Genomic DNA, 23,982 nt, shown 5'->3' on the forward strand with positions numbered 1-23,982 from the left:
TTTCTGGTAAATGGTTAAAACTCTGCTTCCTGAACTTCGGGATTATTGCAGCTATTTTAGTTTTTGAAAATATTGAATATAGAATGACAATTAACGAATTATGACTGCAGAAGTGTATCTAATAGGAATTTCCTCGTACCTTCTTTACAATCGCTAATCAAAAATCGTTAATCGATATTCATTATTCATTAGTTTCTAATCCTTCGAATTTCATTCGATATTTAAAACCAGTGTATTTCCAATGCATAGTGGTTTATTTTTCCTGTAATTGTAAGCACTTTTACCGTAGATGCCGGTGGTATGTTTATTTAGTGGATGCTGTACGAATCGTTTGTTATCGATTGAGCGCTTAATAAAACTTTACTTAAATTCAGCGTTGTAGCAGGTCTGTCTCCCCGAAAACTTTTATTTTAGCAGCCTTTAACCAACAACTAAATTTATTGCACGGTTTAACCGCTTGCAAGGCTGAGAATAGAAAGAATTTTCGTTCTCGGCAAACCACAAAAATTGTATTCATGAAACCACTACTTCATTGCGCCGTACTTTTGGTGCTGTTCATTTCCTGTAAAAATCAAAAAGAAAAGAATTCGGCCAACAGCGTACCAGTTGAAAATATTTGCCGGTTTGTAAATCCACTGGTGGGTACAAGTACCATGGGACATACTTTTCCGGGAGCTACCGCGCCTTTTGGAATGGTGCAGCTGGGGCCGCAAACCGATATGCAGCCTTACTTTAATGCCGATGGCAGCTACAATAAAAAAACCTACGAATATTGCGCCGGCTACCAATATCGCGACACCACAATAATTGGTTTTGCACATACCAATTTTAGTGGAACCGGGCACTCCGACCTGGGCGATTTTCTGGTCATGCCAACCACGGGCGATCTGGTGCTCGATCCTATAAAAACCGACAACGGAAGCAAAGGCTTTTATTCGGTTTTCTCGCACGATAATGAAAATGCAGCGCCCGGTTATTACAGCGTAAAACTCGATGATTACAGTATAAACGCTGAGCTTACAGCATCAGAACGAGTGGGATTTCATCAATATGCTTTTCCTGAAAGCGATGAGGCACATATTATTCTCGACCTGGTTTATAATGTTTATCATTACGAAAAGAAAAACGTGTGGACATTTTTGCGCGTGGAAAACGATTCGCTGGTTACCGGTTACCGTCAAACCAAAGGGTGGGGCCGCACGCGAAAAGTATTTTTTGCCATGCAGTTTTCAAAACCGTTTAAAAGTTACGGGCACAAAAAGTACGACGAGGATAACTACGACGGGCATTACCGGTATTTTAACCAGGAGGAAAATTTTCCGGAAATGGCCGGACGAAATATACGGGCGTATTTTAATTTCGATACAGCCGAAAACGAAAAACTAAAAGTAAAATTTGCCCTGTCGCCGGTAAGTATGGCGGGTGCATTAAAAAATATGGCGGCCGAAATTCCGCATTGGGATTTTGAAAAAGTAAAAGCCGAAACGCAACAAAAATGGAACAACGAACTGGCAAAAATACGGGTGGAAAGTATTTCCGATGAAGATAAGCGTACATTCTACACTGCGCTGTATCATACTTTCCTTAGCCCGATTGTGTACGAAGATGTGGATGGCAGTTACCGTGGCCTCGATCAGAATATCCACCAGTCGGAAGGATTTACCAACTACACTATTTTTTCGCTATGGGATACTTACCGTGCTTTGCATCCTTTCTTCAACCTCGTTCAGCCATCGCGTAACAACGACATGATTAAATCGATGTTGGCGCATTACGACCAGAGTGTGCACCACATGTTACCGGTTTGGAGCCATTATGCCAACGAAAACTGGTGTATGATCGGCTACCATTCCACTACTGTTTTAGCCGATGCTGTAGTAAAAGGAGTGGGTGATTTTGACCGTAAGTGTGCGTTGGATGCTTCTGTTACAACCGCAAAAGTTTCTTATTTTCATGGAATTGGCGATTATATGAAATATGGTTTTGTTCCCGAGGACAAAAGTTCGTACTCGGTATCGAAAACGCTGGAATATGCCTTCGACGATTGGTGTATTGCGCAGATTGCCAAAAATACCGGGAATGCAGCTGTTGAAAATGAGTTTTTGGAACGGTCAAATGCTTATAAAGAAGTTTACGATTCTACTATTGGTTTTATGCGCCCTAAATACTCAAATGGCGAGTTCAAAAAAGAATTTGATCCGCTGGACACACACGGACAAGGATTTATAGAAGGCAATGCCTGGAATTACGGTTTGTATGTTCCGCACCAGGTAGAAGATATGGTGCAGCTAATGGGCGGTGAAAAACGTTTGTCGGGTATGCTTGATTCGTTGTTTACCATGGATCTGGACGATAAATACATTGAAAAGAACGAAGATATTACCCGCGACGGAATGATCGGAAATTATGTGCATGGCAACGAACCGGGGCATCATATTCCGTTTTTGTACAATTACACCGGCGAGCCCTACAAAACCCAAAGCCGTGTGCGTATGATTATGAAAACAATGTACGGTGCTGAAGTAAATAGTTTGTGTGGGAACGACGATGCCGGACAAATGAGTGCCTGGTACATCTTTAACAGTTTGGGCTTTTATCCGCTGGCTCCCGGATCGGAATACTACGAGTTGGGAAGTCCTTCCGTGAAAAAAGCAGTGGTTTCATTTGAGAATGGCAAACAGCTGACCATAACAGCCAAAAATCAAAGCGAACAGAATGTTTACGTTAGTAAAGTTACCTTAAACGGTAAGGAAATTGAAGGAACAAAAATCTCACACCTCGATTTAATAAAAGGTGGAGATTTGGTATTTGAAATGAGCGATCGGGCAACAAAGTAGGTTATTCGTTGCTTCAAAAGTTGTGCCGGCTGGCGTAATTAGCATAAACAGCGAGCAGAAGTCTTCACGGGTTGAAAAAAATTAATTCGAACTGAGCTAATTCTCAAAATTAAAACCGTTGAAAAACGCATTACTGTAATTGGTCAATGCATTCGAATTTATCGGGTAAGCAGATTTTGCGTATAAGTGGCTAGCCTCCAGAGAGTTCGACGATGTTGCAAAAAGATACCTGCGGAATAACAAAAGAAGCTAAAACCTCGCTCGGTCAGATTTTTTTTGAAGATTTTCGGATCGATGAGCCTGGTGAAAATGATTTTGATGCCATTACGATAGGAGTAGTGCGTTTTGCCTGCCTTGTAATAAGCCACAGTTGGTTTAGCCGTAATGTCCTGGCTAAAAGCGAAGAATGTAATATTCTTGAAATCCGCGACAGCAACCTGATAGTGCTGCAAAGCCAGCTAACAACTAAATTGAGAGTTCCAAAAACTATTTTAGCGAATTAGTTGTTACTTTTCGTAATATTTTGATCACGTTTTTTTGAATATTCTTAATTGTGCCGAACAGGCCATTAACGAAAAAGGAAAAATTTGGATAAATACAAAGAAAGAAAATAACCATTTAATCATTACAATCTCCGACTCAGGAGAGGGGATAGAAAAGGACGCTATAAAAAAATCACCGATCCGTTTTACACCACAAAAGACCCCGGGAAAGGAACCGGCTTAGGTCTTTCTATTGTTTTTGTTATAAGTAACGAACACGGTGGGAGCCTCGAATTTGAGTCGGAAGTAAACAAAGGAACAACGGTAACAGTTATGTTACCAGAAAAAAAGGACGCAACATGAAAAACAAACCCAAAATTCTTTATGTGGACGATGAGAAAATGAATATCACCGTTTTTCAATTAACCTTCTCGAAAGTTTTTGAGGTATAAACTGCCGACAGCGGCGCGAAAGGTCTGGAGATATTTACCACCGAACCGGACATAAAATTTGTAATCTCTGACATGCGAATGCCCGAAATGGATGGCCTGGAGTTTATTCGAAACATTAAAAATGTGCGCGAAAATATTCCCTGCAGCATTTTATCGGGGCACCAGCAATGTCCCGAAATTTTAACCGCCCTGGATAACGGCGAAATCGTTGATTACTGGCTAAAACCTTTCGACAAAAAAGCAATCGAGCAACTGGTTCTAAAATACGTTAACAACACTGCCGGGAGTTAAGTGTTCCGGTAGTGTTGCCCCCGCCTCCGCACCCCCTGAGTTTTGTTTTTTGCGAGGCGAAATCTACGGGTTGATAGAAGTAACCAGTATCCAATATCCAGTATCCAGTATCTGGTATCCAGCATCCAGCATCCAGCATCCAGCAAACCTTGCGTAAAATATTGGAGAAACTTTCACCCAAAAGCTGAAGCTGTGTAATTTCGTTTTATTTTTGAGGCCGAAAGATTACAGAAAAAAGCATGAATAATTCATCCGATCAATGGCTGCGTTTGCCCGCCGAGTGGGAGCCGCAGTCGTTTTTACAACTTACGTTTCCGCATCCCCACAGCGATTGGGCTTATCTTTTAGACCAAGCCAGTGCCTGTTTTGTGGATATAATTGAAGCTGCTGCCCGATTTCAAAAAGTATTGGTGGTTTGCGACAATGTGAAACGTGTTCATGCTTATTTCCGAAATACTGCGAATGTTTATTTTGTTGAAGCTCCATCGAACGATACCTGGGCACGCGACCACAGTGGAATTACCGTTCTTGAGAATGGAAAAGCCATTGTTCAGGATTATATTTTTAACGGCTGGGGGAAAAAGTTCGAAGCCGGACAGGACAATCTGATCACGAAAAGTTTGTTCGGGCAGGGCATTCTTCAGCATTGCGAACTAAAGAGCTTCGATTTTGTGTTGGAAGGTGGCTCCATTGAAAGCGATGGCTTAGGAACGATTCTTACTACCACCGAATGTTTGCTCGAAGAGAACCGCAACCCGCAGTATGCTCAACAAGAAATTGAGGCTATACTGAAACAGAATTTTGGAGCAAAACGCATTTTGTGGCTCAGCAACGGTTACCTGGCTGGCGACGACACCGATTCGCATATCGATACACTTGCCCGCCTGTGCAACGAAAATACGATTGCCTACGTTGGATGTAACGACCCGGAAGACGAGCATTTCGAGGCGCTGCAAAAAATGAAAGCCGAACTGAAACGGTTTACTACCAACGATGGAAGGCCTTACAAACTGGTTGAACTTCCGTTTGCCGATCCTTGTTTTGATGAAGAGGGGAATCGCTTACCGGCAACTTATGCAAATTTCACCCTTATCAACGGTGCGGTTTTGCTTCCGGTGTACGGGTTAAAACAAGATGCCGAAGCCGTCGATATTTTGCAGCAGATTTTTCCTGAAAAAGAAATAATTCCAATAAATTGCAGGGTATTGATCGAACAACACGGATCGTTACACTGCGTCACCATGCAGTATCCGGGAGCGGTTGGGTTAAATATTGAAAATTAGAAATCATGAGCAAATTAAAAGTAGGGATCATACAACAGAAACGTTCGGGCAACAAAAACGAGAACACGCAAAACAGTTTAAAGGCCATTCAGCGATGTGCCGAAATGGGTGCTGAATTGGTGGTGTTGCAGGAGTTGCATGCCAGCCTTTATTTTTGTCAGGTGGAGGATGTTAACCTTTTTGATCTGGCCGAACCGATTCCCGGAAAAGATACCGAAATATTTGCCGCAGCAGCGAAAGAGAATGGCGTGGTGTTGGTTACTTCGCTGTTCGAGAAACGTGCTGCCGGATTGTACCACAACACTGCTGTGGTTTTTGAGAAAGACGGATCGATGGCCGGGAAATACCGCAAAATGCACATTCCCGACGATCCCGGGTTTTACGAAAAATTTTACTTTACACCGGGCGATATGGGTTTTGAACCGATAGACACTTCGGTTGGTCGGCTTGGCTTGCTGGTTTGCTGGGATCAGTGGTACCCTGAAGGGGCGCGTTTAATGGCACTGGCCGGAGCAGAAGTGCTTATTTATCCTACCGCTATTGGTTGGGATCCGGCCGATACCGACGACGAAAAAGCCCGCCAGCTGGATGCCTGGATTATTTCGCAACGCGGACATGCCGTGGCCAACGGCCTGCCTGTGATCAGCGTTAACCGCACCGGTTTTGAACCTGATGCTACCGGAACAGGAAACGGAATCGAGTTTTGGGGCAATTCATTTGTTGCAGGTCCGCAGGGCGAATTTATTAAACAGCTGTCGGCACACGACGAGCAAATTGAAGTGGTGGAAATCGACCGCAAACGCACCGAAGATGTGCGCCGTATCTGGCCTTTCCTCCGTGACCGCCGCATTGATGCCTACAACGATCTGTTGAAACGTTACCGCGATTAAGGAGTTTTATCCAATGGATCCATAAGTTGGAAATTCATTATTGAATATTTTACATTTGAACTAGATACTAGTCATTAGCCACTGGTCACTAGTCACTAGTCATTAGCCATTTGTATCCAGTATCCAGTTGCGCGAAGTGAAATCCCGACCGCAGCGCCTGGGCATCCGGCATCTAGTATCCAGAATCCACTCTTGTTATACAAGGATCACTTCGGTTTCCGTCCGTCGTTTGCCTGACTGCTCCCTCGTGATGCCGGCTTTTGTTGTACCGAATGCCGCGGACGGCAACTAACTTGTTTTCACTTAATACTTCTTGTCCGCGGCTGCTACTTATCAACCAAATTGTCCTTGCGATCCCGATGAGTAAAACGAATCGGGAGAAGCAATCGCTCTTTAATCCAGCATCCAGTCAAGCGAAGCGCAATCCCGACCGCAGCGTCGGGGCATCCAGTATCTAGCATCCAGAATCCACTCTTGTAATACAAGGATCACTTCGGTTGCTGTCCGTCGTTTGCCGGACTGCTCCCTCGTGATGACGGCTTTTGTTGTACCGAATGCCGCGGACGGCAACGAACTTGTTTCCACTTTATACTTCTTGTCCACGGCTGCTGCTTATCAACCAAATCGTCCTTGCGATCCCGATGAGTAAAACGAATCGGGAGAAGCAATCTTTCTTTAATCCCGGCTTTCCTGTAGAACGCAGCGAATTAAAACTCCGGCCAATTGTCCCGCCCTTCTCGACGCAAGAGACAGTAAAGAGAATGTAAATCAACTACAAATTTCCATTATATAATAATTATTATTAAATTGGCTTCCCCTAACCCGGTGACACCCAGAACGATTAGCAGCGATAGATTTTTGCCACCCCAGGGATTGAGATTATAGAAGCACTATAAGCGTAACTATTATCACGCAATCAATATATATTAGAAATCAATAATGCTCAATTGAAATGATTAAAAAGCTTTTCTTAAATGATAAATTTATTCTCGGACTCATTCTTTTGAACTCCGTAATATTATTTATTAATTCATACTTCCTATCTGAAAGCGACCAGCAAATTTTGGCAATTATTGATAATTCAATTACAGCATTATTTATGCTCGAATTGATTTTTAAATGCAAGGAGTTTGGATTTCAAGGCTATTTCGGGTCCAATTGGAATAAACTCGATTTTGTTCTCATTTTGCTTTCAATTCCAGCATTGATAACTTTCATTTTCAATTTAAATATCATTGATTTTAGTTTCTTGCTTGTATTCCGAATAATGCGGGTTTTTAAAGCTTTCCGGTTTTTTAAATTCATCCCAAACGTTGGCGAATTAGTTGCTGGAGTTCAAAGAGCGATGAAAGCTTCGGTATTTGTGTTTTTAGGTTTTGTCATTTACATTTTTATTATCGGTGTACTTTCGTTTTATCTTTTTCAGAACAGCGGTTCCGAATATTTTAAAAATCCCTTAGTTGCTCTTTATTCTACATTTAAGATTTTCACCGTTGAAGGTTGGTTTGAAATTCCCGAACAAATAATAAAGAATTATTCAGAAACAGCCATATTTTTTACTTATCTCTATTTCATTTTTGTTGTGCTAACAGGAGGAATATTTGGCCTTTCAATTGTGAATTCCATCTTCGTGGATTCAATGGTTAGCGACAATAACGATGAATTGGAAAGAAAAATTGATGACCTTGATTCTAAAATAACCGAAATACTAACAAAAATCAATACTAATGAAACTTGAAAAAATCCTCGACAGTGTTAACTCACTTGAAAAAAACTCATTCTTAAAAATTATCGACAACATAAAATCAAGCAATCCTAAAAACAGCAAGGAAATCGATAAAATTCTTTCTGACAGTAGTGATAACTTGAAAAGTGTTGACAGTATTAATATTGCCAAAGTTTTTGACCTGATTAAAGACGAATTTGCAGAAACGATTAAAGCCGAGTTTATTAATACAACCTCGCAATTGGATATTTTAATCGATATCATTATAAAAGATGGTAATAACATTTTGAAACAAGACTGGTTTGCCCGACTTTACGAAAAGGAAATAGCAAAAATTAAAAAGAGAACCAAAGAACTAAAAATACAACTTGAATCGGATAAATCTGAAATTTCTGAAACAAGAAAACGTGATTATTTAATTTACAAAGCATGTGTGGAAACTGCTTACAATAACGATTATCAGAACAACCGAGAGTCAAAAATTACAGATGACGAATTATCAATTTTACTCACACTAACCAATCAATTGGATTTATCCCAGGAAGAAGTAAAATTGATAAACTATTTGATAATTCCGCCAGACAAGTCCGACATTGAAAACATAACAACCTTTTTGAAAAATATTGGAGTTATCTTTTATTCAAGGAAAAATAATTTGATTTACGTTGCAGATGAAGTAGTTCGGGTTTTGCGTAAAGTCAGAAAGAAAGAAATAGCAGACAAATATTACCGACGTGTTCTGAAAACATTAAAGGAATCGCAAATAAATCTTGTTTGCCGCAAACACAGTATTGACACCAAAGAGCTTGATTACGAATTAAAAATTAAACAAATAATTAAAGAGGGAATTCCATTTTCAACTTTACTTAAAAATGGTATACATAAAGATGGAACGAACTTAACCGACAGAAAAAAGACAATTAATGACATTTGGAATAAAGGCTTAAAAATCTCCTCAAATCTAAAAGGAAGTACGCTTGAAGAAAAGATTGAAAATATTATAAGTTATTTCAATGAAATTGAACTCGATGAAAAAGTCGGAATTTCAGTGGAGGGCTACGAAAAATTACTTTTAGAAATAAATGACGAATTAAAATCGTTTAGAAAATTGGTGCTCACTGAATTTGAGATGCCCGAAGAAACGAACTTGAATAGTGCCACACTGTTGGATTTCAACATAAAACCGAGAGATGTTCTCGACATTTTATCGGTTGAAGATTTGAAATCATTTATCGCAGCCAAAGAGTTAAAATCAAGAGGAGATTTGGTTCTTAATATTTTAGATGCTTATAAAGATGCTGAGAATTTACTAATTGAAAACTATGTTGCAATTGGTTTTAGGAACCTGAATTTATTGAAGGAGAATGGAATAACGATAAAAGAAAGTGAATTGGGTTTAAAGTTTGAATGTATTACGCAAAAAATATTCGAACAACTTGGTTTCAATGTTGATGAATCCCTAAAGAAAAAACTGAATACTACAAAAAACAAAATTGACCTTGTTTTAAATTTGGGAAATAACGATGTAATAATTGTTGAGTGCAAAACTATTAAAGAAAGCGGATATAATAAATTCAGTTCTGTTTCAAGACAAATAAAATCATACGTTGACCTGGCAAAAAAGAACGGTTTAAATGTGGTAAAATCGTTACTTGTTGCACCAGATTTTAGCGATGATTTTGTTAATGACTGTGATTTAGAATTCGAAATAAATTTATCGTTAATAACAGCGGGCTCATTGGTTAATATCCTTGAAGGATTCAGAGAATCAAAACACAAACAATTTCCATATCAGCTGTTAATGAAGGATGTTTTGATTAAAGAAGAAAGAATTTTAAAAGCAATAAAAAAATAGATTCTTAACTCCCTGCTCCCGCGCGATTGTATCGCGTGGTAAGAGCCATTTAAAGTAGTTGTAGAATTAATTTTGCCACAATATTATGAGTCGTAATTACAAATTCTATAACCCCGACGGTGTGTATTTTGTAAGTTTTGCAGTAGTTGATTGGTTAGATGTCTTTATCAGAAATGAATACAAAAAGATAGTTGTCGACAGTTTGCGATATTGTCAGAAAGAGAAAGCGATGGAGATTTTTGCCTGGTGTATAATGTCAAGCCATATTCATTTGGTTTTTAGAAGTTCGGGAGAACAGAAGCCTGAACTGCTACTGGGAGACTTCAAGCGATTTACCAGTAAAGCAATCGTTCAGGCGATAACCGATAATCCTCAGGAAAGTAGAAAGAAATTATTATTGCAGCATTTTCAGAAAGCGGGAAGCAAATCATCCAATGTAAGTAACTACCAGTTTTGGAGGCATGATAATAATCCGGTTGAATTATGGAGTGCCAAAGTAATCGACGAGAAGATTGACTACATTCATAACAATCCTGTTGAAGAAGGATTGGTGTTCAGACCGGAAGATTACTTGTATAGCAGTGCTGCCGATTATGCTGGAGAAAAAGGGATTTTAGACGATGTGATAGTCGTGAAATAATAATAACCACGCGATACAATCGCGCGGCAGCGCAGAGAAAACAAGCTGTCGTTTACAACGACAAAATTTCTGACGCGCACTAAACCATTCAGCGATAATCAGCAAAATCAGCGTCCTCAGCGTTCAATCTCAAGTCCACTAAGTTTGTAACGACAAAACACAACGAATAAAAACCAAAAAACTAAAAAATTATGAAATCAATTACCCTGGAATTCTCCAAACTTCAGATTCTTAAAGGCAGAGAAAGATGGAGACTGTATTTTATTATGGTTGCCGAACATCCGGCGGATAACGATAAAATGATAGTTTCAACTTTTCCTGATCCTTACCTCAGGCTAAAACCCAACAAGGAGAATATCATCAACTTCGAACCGGAAGGAAGTCCGGGAGCCGACGGAATGTTTGTAATCGAACGCGAATTTCCGGCAGATAAAAAAATAAAAGCCCGCGTTTACCTGCGGCAAAGCAGAAAAACTACACGTAATATAGGTGATGCACTAACCGACCTTAAAAAGACACTAGGCGGCGATGCTTTCGAGATTGTAACAGATATTATGGGATCAGGTATTCCATGGCTTGTTGTGGCTAAAAAAGCATTTCCGATGATTGGGAATGTTCTTAGTACCATTAAAGACCGCGATATGGGATTTGTAAGCATGGACGAGCGGTTTGGCAGCGAGTTTAAGCCCGGAGTTAAAGTCGAACGCCATACCGAATTTTCAACCGGCGAAGCAAAAATCTGGTGGAAATGGAGCATTAGCGAATAGAACAGTTCCGCTCCCCGCTAGCGCCGATTTGTAAGCGGTGCTTCGATTTAAACAACCGAAAGATTAAACACTACGAATGAAAATTAAAAACCTAAATATCAATTATGGAAGTATTTAAAGAGATAGCATGGTCGGTTGGACCATTTATAGTAATATTAGTTGTTCCGGTAATCGTAATCTTTGTTTTAAGATGGCTCGGCGCCTGGATATTAAGGATTACCGATGTTATAAACCTTCAAAAGGAGATACTGGAAGAACTGAAAAAGCTGAACACAAAAGAAAAACAAAGCGCTTGACATTATAAAAATCGAAAGTATATGAACCTGCTAAAATATTCGAACACAGAAGAAAGGACAATAGATGTAAATTCAGATTTATATATTGATTCCTTCAAAAAACAAATTCAGGAAACGTTAAGAAACTTTGAGGCCAAATCGGAAATTCAAAACGACACGATAAAATTCAAACGAATGGTGAGAAATACAACACATTCCGGGCAGAATAAATTCGAAGCGATGAAAATAGTAAGAGAGGGGTTAATTCGGATTGAAAGAATTGATGCAGCAAAAATCAGAATATTTTGGGAAGTTAAATTGGATGCATTATTGTTTTTATCCATCTCCATTGGACTGTTAATCGGCTTGCTTGCCGGATTTGCCAGTTCGATGATACTAATCGCAATGCTTATTGGGTTACTATTTTCAACAATTACATATTTTATTGGGTGTTCAATAGTAAAATCAAAAATTGATGAGATTGTAAACACTAGCCACTAGCCACTAGCCACTAGTCACTAGTCACTAGCCACCAGTCATTAGTCATTTGTATCCAGCATCCAGTTAAGCGAAGCGCAATCCCGACCGCAGCGCCTGGGCATCCGGTATCTAGTATCCAGAATCCACTTTTGTAATACAAGGATCACTTCGGTACCCGTCCGTCGTTTGCCGGATTGCTACTTATTATACAAGTGGGTTCTCTTTTTCTGTGAAAGAAATATCGTTGCCAAAGCAATGCAGTGAAATGAAGCAATCCTCTATTTTGCTAATTACTTTAAAGCCCAAATTACAACCCAACTACTACAAAGTTGTTCTGTACCACTCCGAACTACGGCCCAGCATGCGAATTCCGGCAACAAAACCTTTAAGTTTCAGCACATCATCGTTTTCCATCCAGCTGTAGCAATCGTAGGTTTTTCCCGATTTCGGGTCGTAAATAGTGCCGTTGCTCCACTCTTCTTTTTTAGCATCATACTCAAAACCATTCAGAATTTGTATGCCCACCACCGAGCGCTCACGTAATGCCGGATCCGGATTTTCATCGTCCTTTGGAGGCGCTCCGTTTTCATATTTTTCAGGAATCATATAAACGATGGTACCAATGTACTTTCCATCCTGTTTTTCAACTTCAATTTTGGTTGTCTTTTCATCATTCCACCAAACGCCAACAATTTGATCGGCCTCTTGCGCCAAACCTGCCAAAGCATAAACTCCAAGGAAAAAAAGAATTACAAGCTTTTTCATAATGTCTGATTTTGAATTATTTTTAAGGAATAAATATAGAAAATTCAGAGAGTAATCCATTTGTTCCAAAAAAATCTATTTCAAATGAAGACCTTAAAACGTGTTTTGTTGGGAGTGCTTGGCTTCCTCCTTCTTGCTTTATTTGTTGGCTTTCTGGTGCTGCAGAATATTAAAACTTCGGCACTGCCCGATTATAACGAAAGCCTGAAACTGGAACGACTCCGCGAACCGGTTTCCCTATTTCGCGATGAACATGCCATTCCGCATATTTACGCTGAAAATGAAGCTGATTTGTACCGGGCTGTAGGTTTTGCCATGGCGCAAGACAGGCTGTGGCAAATGGATTTGTTACGGCGAGTAACACAAGGGCGCTTATCCGAGATATTAGGAAAAGACCAGCTGGAAACCGACCTGATGATGCGCGCAATTCGTATTCAGGAAAAGTCGGAAAAGATACTGGCAACTTCATCGCCGGAAATCATTACTGCCCTCGAAGCGTATTCCGACGGTATAAATCAGTACATCCGAAAATATCCGCTGCCACCCGAGTTTAAGGTGTTGCAATACAAACCTGAGCCGTGGGAGCCGGTGCATTGTATCAACCTGATTGGTTACATGTCGTGGGATTTATCGATGGGTTGGGGAACCGAATACTTCCTGCACCAATTACGCGCCGAGGTTTCGGATGAGAAAATTGCTGAGCTGATTCCCGATCTGAAAAACCATAAAACAGCTATCTATCCCGGGTTTGGGAATATTGAAATTGAGGCATCAGAGACTTTATTATCCGCCACCGAAAATTTAACGGAACTGGGTGCTGAGATTTTTAACGGAAGCAACAACTGGGCGGTTGCCGGTAAAAAAAGCCAAACCGGAATGCCGCTTCTGGCCAACGACATGCATTTGGGATTATTCGCTCCGGGCATCTGGTACCAAATGCACCAGGTTGTTGAGGGGAAAATAAATGTAACCGGCTTAGTGGTTCCCGGTCAGCCATTTGTTATTTGTGGCCACAACGACAGCATTGCCTGGGGAATGACCAATGTGATGGTGGACGACCTCGATTTTTATGCTGAGAAATTAAATGAAGATTCTACAAAATACTGGTTCGATGGGGCCTGGCACGATCTCCGGATTAAAAAGGAAATCATAAAAACCAAGGAGGGCGAGGAGTTTGAAGAGGTGTTGAAATTTACGCACCGCGGGCCAATAGTGAACCGTTTTAAAAAGGAAAAAGAAACACCGCTTTCCATTCGCTGGTTGGGCAACGAAATGAGTAACGAGATCAGGACTGTCTTCAGGTTGAACCGTGCCAACAACTGGAGCGATTTTCGTGATGCTGTCAGCACTTTTAAGTCGGTGAGCCAGAATGTGGTTTACGCCGATGTAAAAGGGAATATTGGTTTGCAATGTAGCGCCGGAGTGCCCATTCGTGCAGGTTCAGGAATTCAAATCTATCCCGGCGACAGTAGTAAATACGACTGGCAGGGACTGGTTTCGTTCGAAGAACTGCCTTACGAGTTTAATCCGGAGAGAGGTTACGTGTCATCAGCAAACAACAAAACCGTAACCGACGATTATCCGTATTACATTAGCTACTGGTTTGCAACACCCAGCCGCATCGACCGGATAAGGGAAATGCTGGAAGCCAAAGAAAAGTTGGGTATCGATGATTTTAAAGCCATTCAAGGCGATTGGAAATCGAAGACGGCAGAGCAAATGACTATAGTTTTTATTGAATCGCTTAAAAAACAATCGGGGTTTAATGAAACAGAACAGGCAGCTTTCAACAAACTAAAAGCATGGGATTACAACCTTACACGAGAAAGTCAGGCAGCCTCTATTTTCGAAATTCTATATCTAAAATCGATGGAGAACCTGGTTAAAGATGAACTGTCGCCTGAGCTTTTTGAAGGCATGCTGGGGCAAAAAGTGTTACTCGAGAACCTGATGATAAACTTCCTGGCTGAAGGGCAATCGCAGTGGGCGGACAACGTGATGACTGAACAAACCGAAAGTTTTGATGATATTGTGGCGCTGTCGTTTAACGAAACGGTTGAGGAGCTAACAGCAACCCTCGGAAACAATGTTGATGACTGGAGCTGGGGCAAAATACATTCGTTTACGCTGGCTCATCCGCTGGGAGTGGTTGACATTCTCAATAAAGCCTTAAAATTAAACCGCGGACCGTTCGAGGTACCGGGAAGTTTTCATACGGTGTGCCCATATTCGTATTCGTACAAAAATTTGTATGAAACCGTGCACGGCGCATCGCATCGACACATTTTCAGCATGGCAAACTGGGACGATTCGGAGACAATTATTCCAACCGGGACAAGTGGTATTCCGGCCAGCAATTTCTACCTCGATCAAACTGAAATGTACTTGAATAACCAATATCACCCCGATCTGTTTACAAAACAAAATGTGGAAAACAAGGCCCGTTTTAAAATGCAATTGAAACCTGAATAATTACTGGTTTTAGCACTATTTAAGATAATTTGCTTTTTGTGATAAACTTAGTTCTTATTCTGTTTGTTCCCTTTTAAAGATAAGCACAGCGTTATGAGCAAAAAATCACCAGCACCCATTTATGTGGTATCGGGCGGAACAGGAATTGCCGGAAACAACCTGGTTCAGGCCATATTGATTCAGTACCCCGAAAACAAGGTTCCTGTGGAAATTATCGGGCGGGTAAACTCCGAAGATGAGGTTTTCGACATCATTATGAGAGCCAAAGCTGATAACGGGTTGATTGCTCATACGATGGTGAATCCTGAATTGCGCCACAAGATTAATGAACTGGGGAAAGAGTTTAATGTTCGGGTAATTGATTTAATGGGCGAACTGGCCGGTTATTTAGATGAAACGCTGAATGTAGAACCGATGGTGCATCCCGGGTTATACCGCGAGATTAATCATCAGTATTTCGACCGGATTGATTCTATCGAATTCACTTTGTCGCACGACGATGGCATGAGCCCCGAGCGACTGCACAATGCCGAGATTATTTTAACCGGCGTTTCGCGTGCCGGAAAAACGCCGCTCAGTGTGTACCTGGCCATGTACGGCTGGAAAGTGGCCAACGTGCCACTGGTACCCGGTATTCAGCCGCCGGATGAACTTTTTCAGGTGGACCCAAGCCGCGTATTTGGATTACACATTGGTGCCACCCAGTTAATTGCACATCGTCAGAAAAGAATTGCCAGTTGGGAGAATCATCGTCTCGAATCCTACGTCGATCAACGTGCTGTGCGCGAAGAGATCCGGAAAGCCATGTTTGTATTCGATAGGGGAGGTTTTACGGTTATCAATGTTTCCAATAAACCCATTGAAAGTACGGCCAACGAAATTCTGTCGTACATGTCGAAACGGTTTTCATATCGCGGGCGAAAACTGGCTTCGCCTTACCATGGGCCGGAGGAGCCCAAACAGGAATAGTTGAGCTAAAGATTTGTACCAGAGTTTCCGTAGGTAATTCTGTATTGTAATTTTTTTTACCCTGAGCGACGGTTTTTTCAATTTAATGTGTCAAATGTTTATAAAGGCCAATATTGCTATTAACTATAGGGCATAAATATTTTCATGTGTGAAATGTTTAACAAATTGCATAACTCTTTGTAACTTAAGCACAATAAATTGATCGTTAAATTCCAAAAAACCATGATAAGACTAACAAAATTCAGTTTAGTTTTCCTGTTACTTCTGGCTGGCAGCGTGTATGCACAAGACGAACTGTTAACGATTCAGCAGGCCGTAGAACAGGCTATCGGTTACAATGCCGAACTCAACCAGATGCGGGCGCGTTTGGTTCAAAAGGAAAACGAGTGGCGAATTAACACGGGCGTTTCTGCCCCCGAAATCAGTTATTTTAAAGAAGGTATCAGCGATGATCCAACGGCGCCGTTTGCCGAAAAACGTGTGGCCATAACGCAGGAAGTGGATTTCCCGTTAACGTCGGTTTATCGTGTAAAAGCCTTGAAACAGGAAGTGGAGGCGCAAAAAAATGTTATTGTTGCTAAAGAGAAGGAAATCAATTCGCAGGTAAAAAGTAAATACATCGAAGTGGTGTATGCTCTTTATTTGCAGCGCTCGCGCGAAAATCAATTAAATCTTGCGCAAGACCTGTACAATGCAGTATATACCAAGTTTGAAACAGGTTTGGGAAATGGCATCGATTTGGCAAATGCCGAAATTCAGTTGGATGAGGCCCGAAACGATCTCGACCAGAGTGAGTGGATTTTGCACCAGGCACGCTACGGACTTTTTAACGTTATGGGATTGCCCATCGAGGAGCAAAAGTACAGTATTCAGTTTGCCGACACCTTGTATGCCACCGATATTGATATTTCGCAAATTCAGGCGCTGGCGGTTCAGGAAGAGCAACCTGCTTACCGGGCATCAATGAATTTGCTGAATGCTTCCGACTATTTTCTGAAAGAAGCCAAAAGCAACATTCTGCCCGATGTTCGGTTTAGTCTCTACAAACAGGATTATGGCACCGGTTACGATTTTAACGGTTTTGAGATTGGTTTGAGCATTCCTATCTGGTATCCGTTCGATCAGAAAGGCAAAATACAAATGGCCACCGCCCGAAAGGAGGAGCTGCTCTGGAACCAAAAGGAAATCCGCCTGAACATGAAAAAGGAAATTGAATATGCCTGGCACAATTATTCGGTGAGCCGTTCGATCGTAAACCGTTATCACGATTCGATGCAGGAGCGTTCGTCGAAACTGCAGAGCATGTCGTTACGAGCCTATCAACTGGGCGAAATCGACCTTCTCGAACTACTAAATGCGCAACAGATCTATTTAAAAAGTGAGCAGCGTTATTTAACTGCCCTCCGCGATTATTATATGCAATTGGCTGCCCTCGAGCAGTACCTCAATCAGGAATTAATCTATTAGCAATACACAACTAAAACGATATGAAGACCAAATTTATTCACCTCGGAATTGTAATTATCCTTTTCTCATTTGCCGCCTGTAATTCGGGAAATGAGCCGAAAGAAGAAAAAGTAGCGGTTGAAACCGATGTGCCGCCATCGTTAAAAGATGGTACCGACAAAGTGGTCGAAATCAAGTTGTCGGATAAAGAGCGCGGTGAACTTTCGATAAAAACGGAAGCCATAAAAAGCGAATTTGTCGATCATCAGATTTTGGCGCCGGGCGTTGTTTTTCCGTCGCCGGGGCATTCCAGCATTATCAGTACGCCAATTAACGGACAGGTTACAGCCATTAACGTTTACGAAGGAAACCGGGTGAATAAAGGCCAGGAACTGTTTCGTATTCAAAGTCTGGAATACGGAAACCTGATTTCGGAATACCTGCAGGCTTATGCACAGGAGTCGTTTCAGAAAAGCCGTTTGGCCCGTTTACAGCAGTTGGTTGAGGAGCGGATTAGCTCAACCAGCGAACTGGAGCAGGCAACAGCTGAATACCAGCGGGCATCAGCTTCGTTAAAATCGGCCTACGCGAAATTGCGGGCGGTTGGTGTTCCCGATTCGGAAATTGCCAAGTTTTCTGACTCCGGTAATTTTGAGCCAACACTAAAAATTGTTGCACCGATAGACGGTGTAATCGAGAAGAATTTTGTAGAACTGGGGCAGTCGGTAAATGCGCTGGAAAACCTCTCGCGCGTCCTCGATACGCACGAGGTGCTCATTCGCGGTTACGTTTCACCCGGCGATGCAGTGCTGGTGGAACCCGGGAATTTGGTTGAAATTTCGAAACGTGAGCAGGAAGATGTTACCATAAAAGGAAAAATTACTTCGGTAAATCCCGGACTGGATGAAACCAGTCGCTCAGTGGTGGTAAATATTATTATTCCGTCGGAAGATGGCTGGCCCAAACCGGGCGAAAACCTCAGGTTGGCAATCACTTCCGAATCGCAAAAAGAAACTGTGGCCATTCAGTTGCAGGCGCTTACTTACGATGGCGATCAGCCCATTGTTTTTGTGAAAAAAGATGCGAATACTTTTGAACGCCGACCCATTGAAGTGGAGCAAATAAAAGGCGATTTTGTATTTGTTGCCTCGGGGCTTTCCGCCGGCGAAGAAGTGGCCGTTACAAAAGTGTTTAGCTTAAAAGCGCTGTCGCGTTTCGATATCATTTCTGAAGAATAAAACCATAAAAAACTCGGCTGATGCTTCAAAATATAATTTCATTTAGTGTTCGTCAAAAATACGTAGCCTTATCTCTGGTGATATTAATGGCTGTTGCCGGCTACTTTTCGTTGATAAACCTGCCCATTAACTCGCAGCCGGATGTAACGCCGGTGCAGGTTTTAGTAATTACAAAGGCCGGTCGTTATTCTCCTTTCGACGTAGAAAAGCTGGTAAGTTACCCGATAGAAACGGCCATGAACGGTTTGCCCGATGTGGCTGAAGTTCGCTCCATTTCGCAATTCGGACTGTCGGCGGTTACCGTTGAATTTGATGAGGGAACAGATATTTATTTTGCCCGGCAGATTGTTAGTCAAAGGCTGCAATCCATAGTCGATGAGTTGCCGCCGGGTGTTTCAAGCCCTTCGCTGGGACCCATTTCAACAGCACTTGGCGAGATTTATCAGTATGTGGTTAAAGGTGAAAATTATTCGCTGTCGGAACTGCGCGAAATTCAGGACTGGTTAATCGCTCCGCAATTAAAAATTGTAAGGGGGGTAACGGAGATCAATTCCTTTGGCGGATTTGTAAAACAGTACAACGTTATCATTCAGCCGGGTTTGCTGCGCACCTACAGCATCGGTATTTCAGAAGTGATGGATGCCATTGCACAAAACAACAGTGTGTCGGGCGGAAATTACATTCAGCACAACGGCGAGCAGTACATTATTCGCGGTGTGGGGCAAATTACCAGCATGGATGATGTGCGGAATATCATCGTAAAAAATATTGATAACAAGCCCATTTTTATAAAAGATATTGCCAGTGTTGTTGAAGGAAAGCAGATCAGGCAGGGTGGTGTTACCAAAGACGGAAAAGGCGAGGTGATTACCGGAATTGTGATGATGTTGCGTGGCGGAAACGGCCGTGAAGTTATTTCGGAGATTGAAGATAAAATTGAAGAAATTAACCGCAGTCTGCCGGAAGGTGTTAGCGTAGAGAAATTCTACGATCAGTCGGACCTGATTAAAAGAACAACCTCTACCATTTCTACCAACTTGTTGGAAGGTGGTTTTTTGGTTATCGTTGTTTTACTGCTGTTGCTTGGCGAGATTTCCGGAGCACTGATTGTTGCCATGGTAATTCCGTTTTCGATGTTGTTTGCCTTTATCGGAATGCGCGAATTCGGACTGGCAGCCAACCTGATGAGTTTGGGAGCTATCGACTTCGGAATGGTGGTTGACGGTTCGGTGGTTATGGTGGAAAACATTGTTCACGACCTGCAAAAGAACAAGAAAGAGTCGAAAGATGAAGTGATTCGAAAAGCAGCCAATCATGTGGTGCGGCCCATCTTTTTCGGTGTACTCATTATTCTGATGGTTTATGTTCCGATCATGACTTTCAGTGGAATGGAAGGTATTTTGTTCCGCCCGATGGCGATAACAGTGGCAGCTGCCGTTTTTGGATCGTTGTTGCTGGCACTCATTTTTGTTCCTGCCATGTCGGCCGTTGTATTCCGAAAAAAGGTAAAAGTACGCCGAAACTACCTGATCGAATGGATGCGGCCACGCTACCAAAAAGGACTGGAAAAGAACATGAATAAGCTTTGGTTTGTGGGTTCTTCTGCACTGGCCATCTTCGTCGTATCGATATTTTTAATGACACGGTTGGGAACTGAATTCTTGCCGGAGCTCGATGAAGGTTCTATTCTGATCGAGCAAGTGCGCATGCCTTCGGTAACGTTGGAAGAATCGATGGAAAATGCCGATTGGCTGGCCGGCAAGATCATGGAAAATATTCCTGAAGTGGAAACAGTGGTCCCCAAAACCGGTCGCTCCGATCTGGCCAACGACTGGATGGGTGTTCACCAAACCGATGTGTGGGTGGTACTGAAACCCATTGAAGAGTGGTCGAAAGGTGTAACAAAAGAAGATATTATAAGAAGGATAGAGCCTTATTTGCAAACCGAGCCCGGTTTGGCGTATAATTTCACGCAGCCAATTGCCATGCGCGTTGACGAGTTAACAAGCGGCGTAAAATCCGACCTGGCAGTAAAAATTTATGGCGAAGATTTGGATGTGCTTGATCAAGTTGGCGAGAATATTTCTGTACTGCTAACCAACCTGCCGGGAACTGATAATTACTATGTGGAACAATCAGCCGGGCAGCCATACTTAACCGTAAATATCGATCGGGAGGCGGTGGCGTCGTTTGGCTTAAATGTGGATGATGTGCAAAAAGTAGTTGAGGCCGGTATTGGCGGGCAGGAAGCCGGGCAATTGTACCAAGGACAACGACATTTCGGAATCGTAGTGCGTTATCCTGAAAATATTCGCGACCAGTTGCCAAAAATTGCAGAAGCTCCGGTGCATCTTCCGGGCGGCGGTTATATTCCGTTAAAACGGGTGGCAAATATCGAATTACAGGAAGGTCCGCGCGAAATTCAGCGGGAAAATGGCTGGCGACGATTAATTGTTGGAATCAACATTAAAGACATAGACCTGGGAACCTACGTTTCGCAACTGCAGGAGCAGATAGATAAAAGTGCCAGTATCCCGTCAGGCTATTTTATTGATTACGGCGGAACCTTCGAAAATCAGCGCCGTGCCATGCGTCATTTAATGCTGGTAGTGCCTCTTTCAATCTTTATTATTATTGGTTTAATGTACCTGAACTTCGGGAAAATGCGTTATGCCATTCTGATCTTACTGAACCTGCCGTTTGCTTTGTCGGGAGGAGTTTTCCTGCTATGGATCAGAGGAATGTATCTGTCGGTAACGGCAAGTATCGGATTTGTGGCATTGTTTGGGGTTGCGGTACTCAATGGTATTGTGCTGGTCGATCATATAAACATGTTGCGGAAAGAGAAAAAAGGCGACCTTAAAAAGCTGGTCATTGAAGGATCGGTAGATCGTTTGCGCCCGGTTTTGATGACGGCACTGGTAGCCAGTTTGGGTTTTATTCCAATGGCGTTTAATACCGGCCCTGGTTCTGAAGTTCAACGTCCGTTGGCAACAGTGGTAATCGGTGGTCTGGTAACTTCAACATTCTTAACACTTTTGGTGTTGCCAATTGCGTATTATTGGATTGAACGGAAAAAGGCTCCGGCGAAAGAGGCTTAGCCGATACCGAACAGTGATGGTCTCACTCAAAGTGAGGCTATCACTATTCTGAAAAATCCGGGGCTGTATATATTACGTTTATACAGCCCCGGATTTTTGCAATTAATAGTTTATAAACGGAAGTGATTCAATTGCGCACCGACAGGGTGGCTGGTTTTTATAGTTCTAATTGTTCCGATTTGCGATAAAGCATAGATTTGTATTCTTCTTTCATCGATTCACTTAAGAAACTTGCCTCAATGAATTTGTTCCACTTGGGGATCATCTTTTTATATCTTTTAAAAATGTTTTCTATCACCTTTTGATTTAAACCGGCACCTTTCATTGCAATCTCAAAATCTTTCTTTTTAATTTTCTTTTTCTTGCCATTTAAGTTTAAAGCCAGATCCTCATCATCTCCTTCCACTACCAGTTCGGTGGCGACCAGATCATAGGCAGGGCATAAATCATAATTGGAATTTTCTTTCAATAAAGAGAAGTTTTTTAGGTGCATATCATTATTTCCAGTCAAAAAACTAAACAACACTAATTCAAAAAAGTCGGTTACATTCAATCCCGGATTAGCGCTATATTTTCTTATTGCCCTGGCTATTTGTTCATATGATCCTTTGTACTTGTGTTCGGTCAGGCGTTCAGTTATTTGACACATGTCTTCCATGTGGAGCTTACCTTCTTCTGTTCTGTCGATTCGTTTTGTTATGTAAGCTAATTCTCCTGATTTCAATCTAATAAGTGAATGTTCCACTGTTTTTAATTTGCTAAGCTCAGCCAAATGCATTGTTAAATCTTCAACTTCAGGTAAGCTTGGATAGATTTTCGTTTGGGGTTTTAGTATGTACTCACCCCAAAGGCCTACAATTGTAAATCTTTCAGGTTCTGATGAGTTTTCTGAAAGGCCAAGGGAGAGTTTAGGCTGAACGCCTGTTACTGTTTTTTGACTTTTGATCACTTGTTCAGCCAACTCCAGAATTTGATCTTCTGTAAAGTTCAATTCCGGAGGCTGAACCTTTCCAAAGAATTTTTTGCAGCATTTCTCATGATACCCTTTTGAGCCGGCTTTTGTAGTCAGCTCATCAGAATCAATTTCCTTGTAACAATAAAGACATTTATTCTCCATCTTTTTCTTGCGCTTGTATTGATACTGCTCCTATGCAATCATGGCAGGTTTTTAATAGTATGCTCATTCTGTCTCTGGGATCTAATTTCCAGTTTTTTTGAGCAATATCCAGTAGCCATCCCTCTGGAATTAATCCATCAAAAAAAGGGAATAGAATTTTACTATCATATGTATTGCCGGTAAGTGGAAGCGTTATACTGATTGCTTCTGATTCCGGGTGTTGAAGGTATGATTTCTCATATTGAAAATGATAACCATCCTCATCTTCCGTCAATAATCCGGCCCATTTGCCATGCATGTAAACTTTAGCTATTTTCATCTCTTTCTGTTGGTATCGGTCCAAGTTCATGTCCGAATAATGATAATATTTGATTGACTTTGTCAAGCATTAATGATTCTTTCCCTTGTTCCAGATCGCGAACAAATCGTAATCCAACTCCAGCTTTAAACGACAGGTCTTCCTGCGTTAATCCAAGGCTTTTTCGCCTTTCTTTTACAAATTGACTCAATTTATTCATAGTTTTATTATACCTGATCGGGTATAAATATAATAAAAATATATGAAGCTATACCCATTCAGGTATAAAAAAGGTGATCTGAAATTGAATTATACTCAATCGGGTATAATTCAATTACTTATTAAAGCAGTAAAACCGCTTAGCGCATAAAAGAGACTTTTTTAATGCTGCTGGTGTTGCCAATTGCCTATTATTGGATTGAACGTAAAAAGGCTTCGGCAAAAGAAGGTTAGCAGAAATAAAACAGTGATGGTCTCACTAAAAGTGAGGCTATCACTATTCTGATGAATCCGGGGCTGTATAATTTTAATAAATGGTTCGACTTTTAAGCTTTTTGAAACCTTGAAGGTCATCCGCACCCATCAAAAGTATTTCCTC

19 protein-coding genes and 2 pseudogenes are annotated in these 23,982 nt (G+C 41.6%); 17 read left to right on the forward strand and 4 right to left on the reverse strand.

Going from position 1 to position 23,982, the window contains the following annotated elements:
- Positions 1 to 440: 440 nt before the first annotated feature.
- From BMW53_RS13990 to BMW53_RS14050, 12 genes and pseudogenes are all read left to right on the forward strand, one after another.
- On the forward strand, positions 441 to 2,837 hold the full coding sequence (locus BMW53_RS13990) for a GH92 family glycosyl hydrolase (RefSeq protein WP_256999119.1): 2,397 nt from the start codon (positions 441 to 443) through the stop codon (positions 2,835 to 2,837).
- 212 nt (positions 2,838 to 3,049) lie between these two features.
- Positions 3,050 to 3,340, forward strand: coding sequence for a hypothetical protein (locus tag BMW53_RS13995; RefSeq protein WP_038556654.1), 291 nt, complete (start codon positions 3,050 to 3,052; stop codon positions 3,338 to 3,340).
- 34 nt (positions 3,341 to 3,374) lie between these two features.
- Positions 3,375 to 3,682: pseudogene (locus tag BMW53_RS21510) on the forward strand (sensor histidine kinase).
- A gap of 101 nt (positions 3,683 to 3,783) precedes the next feature.
- Positions 3,784 to 4,062: pseudogene (locus BMW53_RS14010) on the forward strand (response regulator); the annotation flags it as partial.
- Between the two features lie 239 nt (positions 4,063 to 4,301).
- A complete protein-coding gene (locus BMW53_RS14015) occupies positions 4,302 to 5,345 on the forward strand; it encodes an agmatine deiminase family protein (RefSeq protein WP_038556650.1) in 1,044 nt (347 codons plus the stop codon).
- A 5-nt stretch (positions 5,346 to 5,350) separates the two neighbouring features.
- Positions 5,351 to 6,235, forward strand: a complete 885-nt coding sequence (locus BMW53_RS14020; RefSeq protein ID WP_038556649.1) for a carbon-nitrogen hydrolase — start codon at positions 5,351 to 5,353, stop codon at positions 6,233 to 6,235.
- A 952-nt stretch (positions 6,236 to 7,187) separates the two neighbouring features.
- On the forward strand, positions 7,188 to 7,973 hold the full coding sequence (locus BMW53_RS14025) for an ion transporter (RefSeq protein ID WP_051567653.1): 786 nt from the start codon (positions 7,188 to 7,190) through the stop codon (positions 7,971 to 7,973).
- Positions 7,963 to 9,816, forward strand: a complete 1,854-nt coding sequence (locus BMW53_RS14030; protein ID WP_038556647.1) for a hypothetical protein — start codon at positions 7,963 to 7,965, stop codon at positions 9,814 to 9,816. The genes BMW53_RS14025 and BMW53_RS14030 overlap by 11 nt, the downstream gene beginning before the upstream one ends.
- A gap of 85 nt (positions 9,817 to 9,901) precedes the next feature.
- The gene (locus tag BMW53_RS14035) at positions 9,902 to 10,456 is read left to right on the forward strand and encodes an REP-associated tyrosine transposase (RefSeq protein WP_038556645.1); all 555 of its coding nucleotides are present in this window, start codon (positions 9,902 to 9,904) and stop codon (positions 10,454 to 10,456) included.
- Between the two features lie 191 nt (positions 10,457 to 10,647).
- Entirely contained in the window at positions 10,648 to 11,223 is a 576-nt protein-coding gene (locus BMW53_RS14040; RefSeq protein ID WP_139178172.1) for a hypothetical protein, read from the forward strand.
- A 104-nt stretch (positions 11,224 to 11,327) separates the two neighbouring features.
- Complete coding sequence (locus tag BMW53_RS14045) at positions 11,328 to 11,519, forward strand: hypothetical protein (RefSeq protein ID WP_038556641.1); 192 nt, start codon at positions 11,328 to 11,330, stop codon at positions 11,517 to 11,519.
- 21 nt (positions 11,520 to 11,540) lie between these two features.
- Entirely contained in the window at positions 11,541 to 11,999 is a 459-nt protein-coding gene (locus tag BMW53_RS14050; protein ID WP_038556639.1) for a hypothetical protein, read from the forward strand.
- Between the two features lie 300 nt (positions 12,000 to 12,299).
- On the opposite strand, the gene BMW53_RS14055 is transcribed toward BMW53_RS14050, so the two are convergent.
- Positions 12,300 to 12,743: a DUF2147 domain-containing protein gene (locus BMW53_RS14055; RefSeq protein WP_038564030.1), complete on the reverse strand. Its 444-nt coding sequence runs from the start codon at positions 12,741 to 12,743 to the stop codon at positions 12,300 to 12,302.
- 84 nt (positions 12,744 to 12,827) lie between these two features.
- On the opposite strand from BMW53_RS14055, the gene BMW53_RS14060 reads away from it, so the two are divergent.
- From BMW53_RS14060 to BMW53_RS14080, 5 genes are all read left to right on the forward strand, one after another.
- Positions 12,828 to 15,215, forward strand: a complete 2,388-nt coding sequence (locus tag BMW53_RS14060; RefSeq protein ID WP_038556637.1) for a penicillin acylase family protein — start codon at positions 12,828 to 12,830, stop codon at positions 15,213 to 15,215.
- Positions 15,216 to 15,308: 93 nt separating this feature from the next.
- A complete protein-coding gene (locus BMW53_RS14065; protein ID WP_051567651.1) occupies positions 15,309 to 16,184 on the forward strand; it encodes a pyruvate, water dikinase regulatory protein in 876 nt (291 codons plus the stop codon).
- Positions 16,185 to 16,406: 222 nt separating this feature from the next.
- Positions 16,407 to 17,651 carry a TolC family protein gene (locus BMW53_RS14070; protein ID WP_139178176.1) on the forward strand — a complete coding sequence of 415 codons (1,245 nt, stop codon included), beginning with the start codon at positions 16,407 to 16,409 and terminating at the stop codon, positions 17,649 to 17,651.
- Positions 17,652 to 17,671: 20 nt separating this feature from the next.
- Positions 17,672 to 18,868, forward strand: a complete 1,197-nt coding sequence (locus BMW53_RS14075; protein WP_038556633.1) for an efflux RND transporter periplasmic adaptor subunit — start codon at positions 17,672 to 17,674, stop codon at positions 18,866 to 18,868.
- 20 nt (positions 18,869 to 18,888) lie between these two features.
- Positions 18,889 to 21,969 (forward strand): efflux RND transporter permease subunit, encoded by a 3,081-nt coding sequence (locus BMW53_RS14080; RefSeq protein WP_038556631.1) that lies wholly within the window; start codon positions 18,889 to 18,891, stop codon positions 21,967 to 21,969.
- A gap of 157 nt (positions 21,970 to 22,126) precedes the next feature.
- Here BMW53_RS14080 and BMW53_RS14085 read toward each other — a convergent pair whose 3' ends face one another.
- Genes BMW53_RS14085 through BMW53_RS14095 form a run of 3 tightly spaced genes read right to left on the reverse strand, consistent with a single transcriptional unit; the run spans position 22,127 to position 23,604 of the window.
- The gene (locus BMW53_RS14085; RefSeq protein ID WP_038556629.1) at positions 22,127 to 23,086 is read right to left on the reverse strand and encodes a HipA domain-containing protein; all 960 of its coding nucleotides are present in this window, start codon (positions 23,084 to 23,086) and stop codon (positions 22,127 to 22,129) included.
- On the reverse strand, positions 23,076 to 23,405 hold the full coding sequence (locus tag BMW53_RS14090; RefSeq protein WP_038556627.1) for a HipA N-terminal domain-containing protein: 330 nt from the start codon (positions 23,403 to 23,405) through the stop codon (positions 23,076 to 23,078). Before BMW53_RS14090 ends, BMW53_RS14085 begins: the two co-directional genes overlap by 11 nt.
- Complete coding sequence (locus tag BMW53_RS14095; RefSeq protein WP_038556625.1) at positions 23,392 to 23,604, reverse strand: helix-turn-helix transcriptional regulator; 213 nt, start codon at positions 23,602 to 23,604, stop codon at positions 23,392 to 23,394. The genes BMW53_RS14090 and BMW53_RS14095 overlap by 14 nt, the downstream gene beginning before the upstream one ends.
- Positions 23,605 to 23,982: the final 378 nt, after the last annotated feature.

The sequence above is a fragment of the Draconibacterium orientale genome (genome assembly GCF_900111425.1).
Taxonomy (GTDB): Bacteria; Bacteroidota; Bacteroidia; order Bacteroidales; family Prolixibacteraceae; genus Draconibacterium; species Draconibacterium orientale.

Excerpts from the sequence above, each read along its gene's own strand:
- BMW53_RS14040 (WP_139178172.1), top strand. The coding sequence starts at position 10,648 with ATGAAATCAATTACCCTGGAATTCTCCAAACTTCAGATTCTTAAAGGC.
- BMW53_RS14035 (WP_038556645.1), top strand. The coding sequence starts at position 9,902 with ATGAGTCGTAATTACAAATTCTATAACCCCGACGGTGTGTATTTTGTA.
- BMW53_RS14020 (WP_038556649.1), top strand. The coding sequence starts at position 5,351 with ATGAGCAAATTAAAAGTAGGGATCATACAACAGAAACGTTCGGGCAAC.
- BMW53_RS14065 (WP_051567651.1), top strand. The coding sequence starts at position 15,309 with ATGAGCAAAAAATCACCAGCACCCATTTATGTGGTATCGGGCGGAACA.
- BMW53_RS14050 (WP_038556639.1), top strand. The coding sequence starts at position 11,541 with ATGAACCTGCTAAAATATTCGAACACAGAAGAAAGGACAATAGATGTA.
- BMW53_RS14085 (WP_038556629.1), bottom strand. The coding sequence starts at position 23,086 with ATGGAGAATAAATGTCTTTATTGTTACAAGGAAATTGATTCTGATGAG.
- BMW53_RS14015 (WP_038556650.1), top strand. The coding sequence starts at position 4,302 with ATGAATAATTCATCCGATCAATGGCTGCGTTTGCCCGCCGAGTGGGAG.
- BMW53_RS14025 (WP_051567653.1), top strand. The coding sequence starts at position 7,188 with ATGATTAAAAAGCTTTTCTTAAATGATAAATTTATTCTCGGACTCATT.
- BMW53_RS14075 (WP_038556633.1), top strand. The coding sequence starts at position 17,672 with ATGAAGACCAAATTTATTCACCTCGGAATTGTAATTATCCTTTTCTCA.
- BMW53_RS14095 (WP_038556625.1), bottom strand. The coding sequence starts at position 23,604 with ATGAATAAATTGAGTCAATTTGTAAAAGAAAGGCGAAAAAGCCTTGGA.
- BMW53_RS13995 (WP_038556654.1), top strand. The coding sequence starts at position 3,050 with ATGTTGCAAAAAGATACCTGCGGAATAACAAAAGAAGCTAAAACCTCG.
- BMW53_RS14030 (WP_038556647.1), top strand. The coding sequence starts at position 7,963 with ATGAAACTTGAAAAAATCCTCGACAGTGTTAACTCACTTGAAAAAAAC.
- BMW53_RS14055 (WP_038564030.1), bottom strand. The coding sequence starts at position 12,743 with ATGAAAAAGCTTGTAATTCTTTTTTTCCTTGGAGTTTATGCTTTGGCA.
- BMW53_RS14070 (WP_139178176.1), top strand. The coding sequence starts at position 16,407 with ATGATAAGACTAACAAAATTCAGTTTAGTTTTCCTGTTACTTCTGGCT.
- BMW53_RS14090 (WP_038556627.1), bottom strand. The coding sequence starts at position 23,405 with ATGAAAATAGCTAAAGTTTACATGCATGGCAAATGGGCCGGATTATTG.
- BMW53_RS14060 (WP_038556637.1), top strand. The coding sequence starts at position 12,828 with ATGAAGACCTTAAAACGTGTTTTGTTGGGAGTGCTTGGCTTCCTCCTT.
- BMW53_RS14045 (WP_038556641.1), top strand. The coding sequence starts at position 11,328 with ATGGAAGTATTTAAAGAGATAGCATGGTCGGTTGGACCATTTATAGTA.
- BMW53_RS14080 (WP_038556631.1), top strand. The coding sequence starts at position 18,889 with ATGCTTCAAAATATAATTTCATTTAGTGTTCGTCAAAAATACGTAGCC.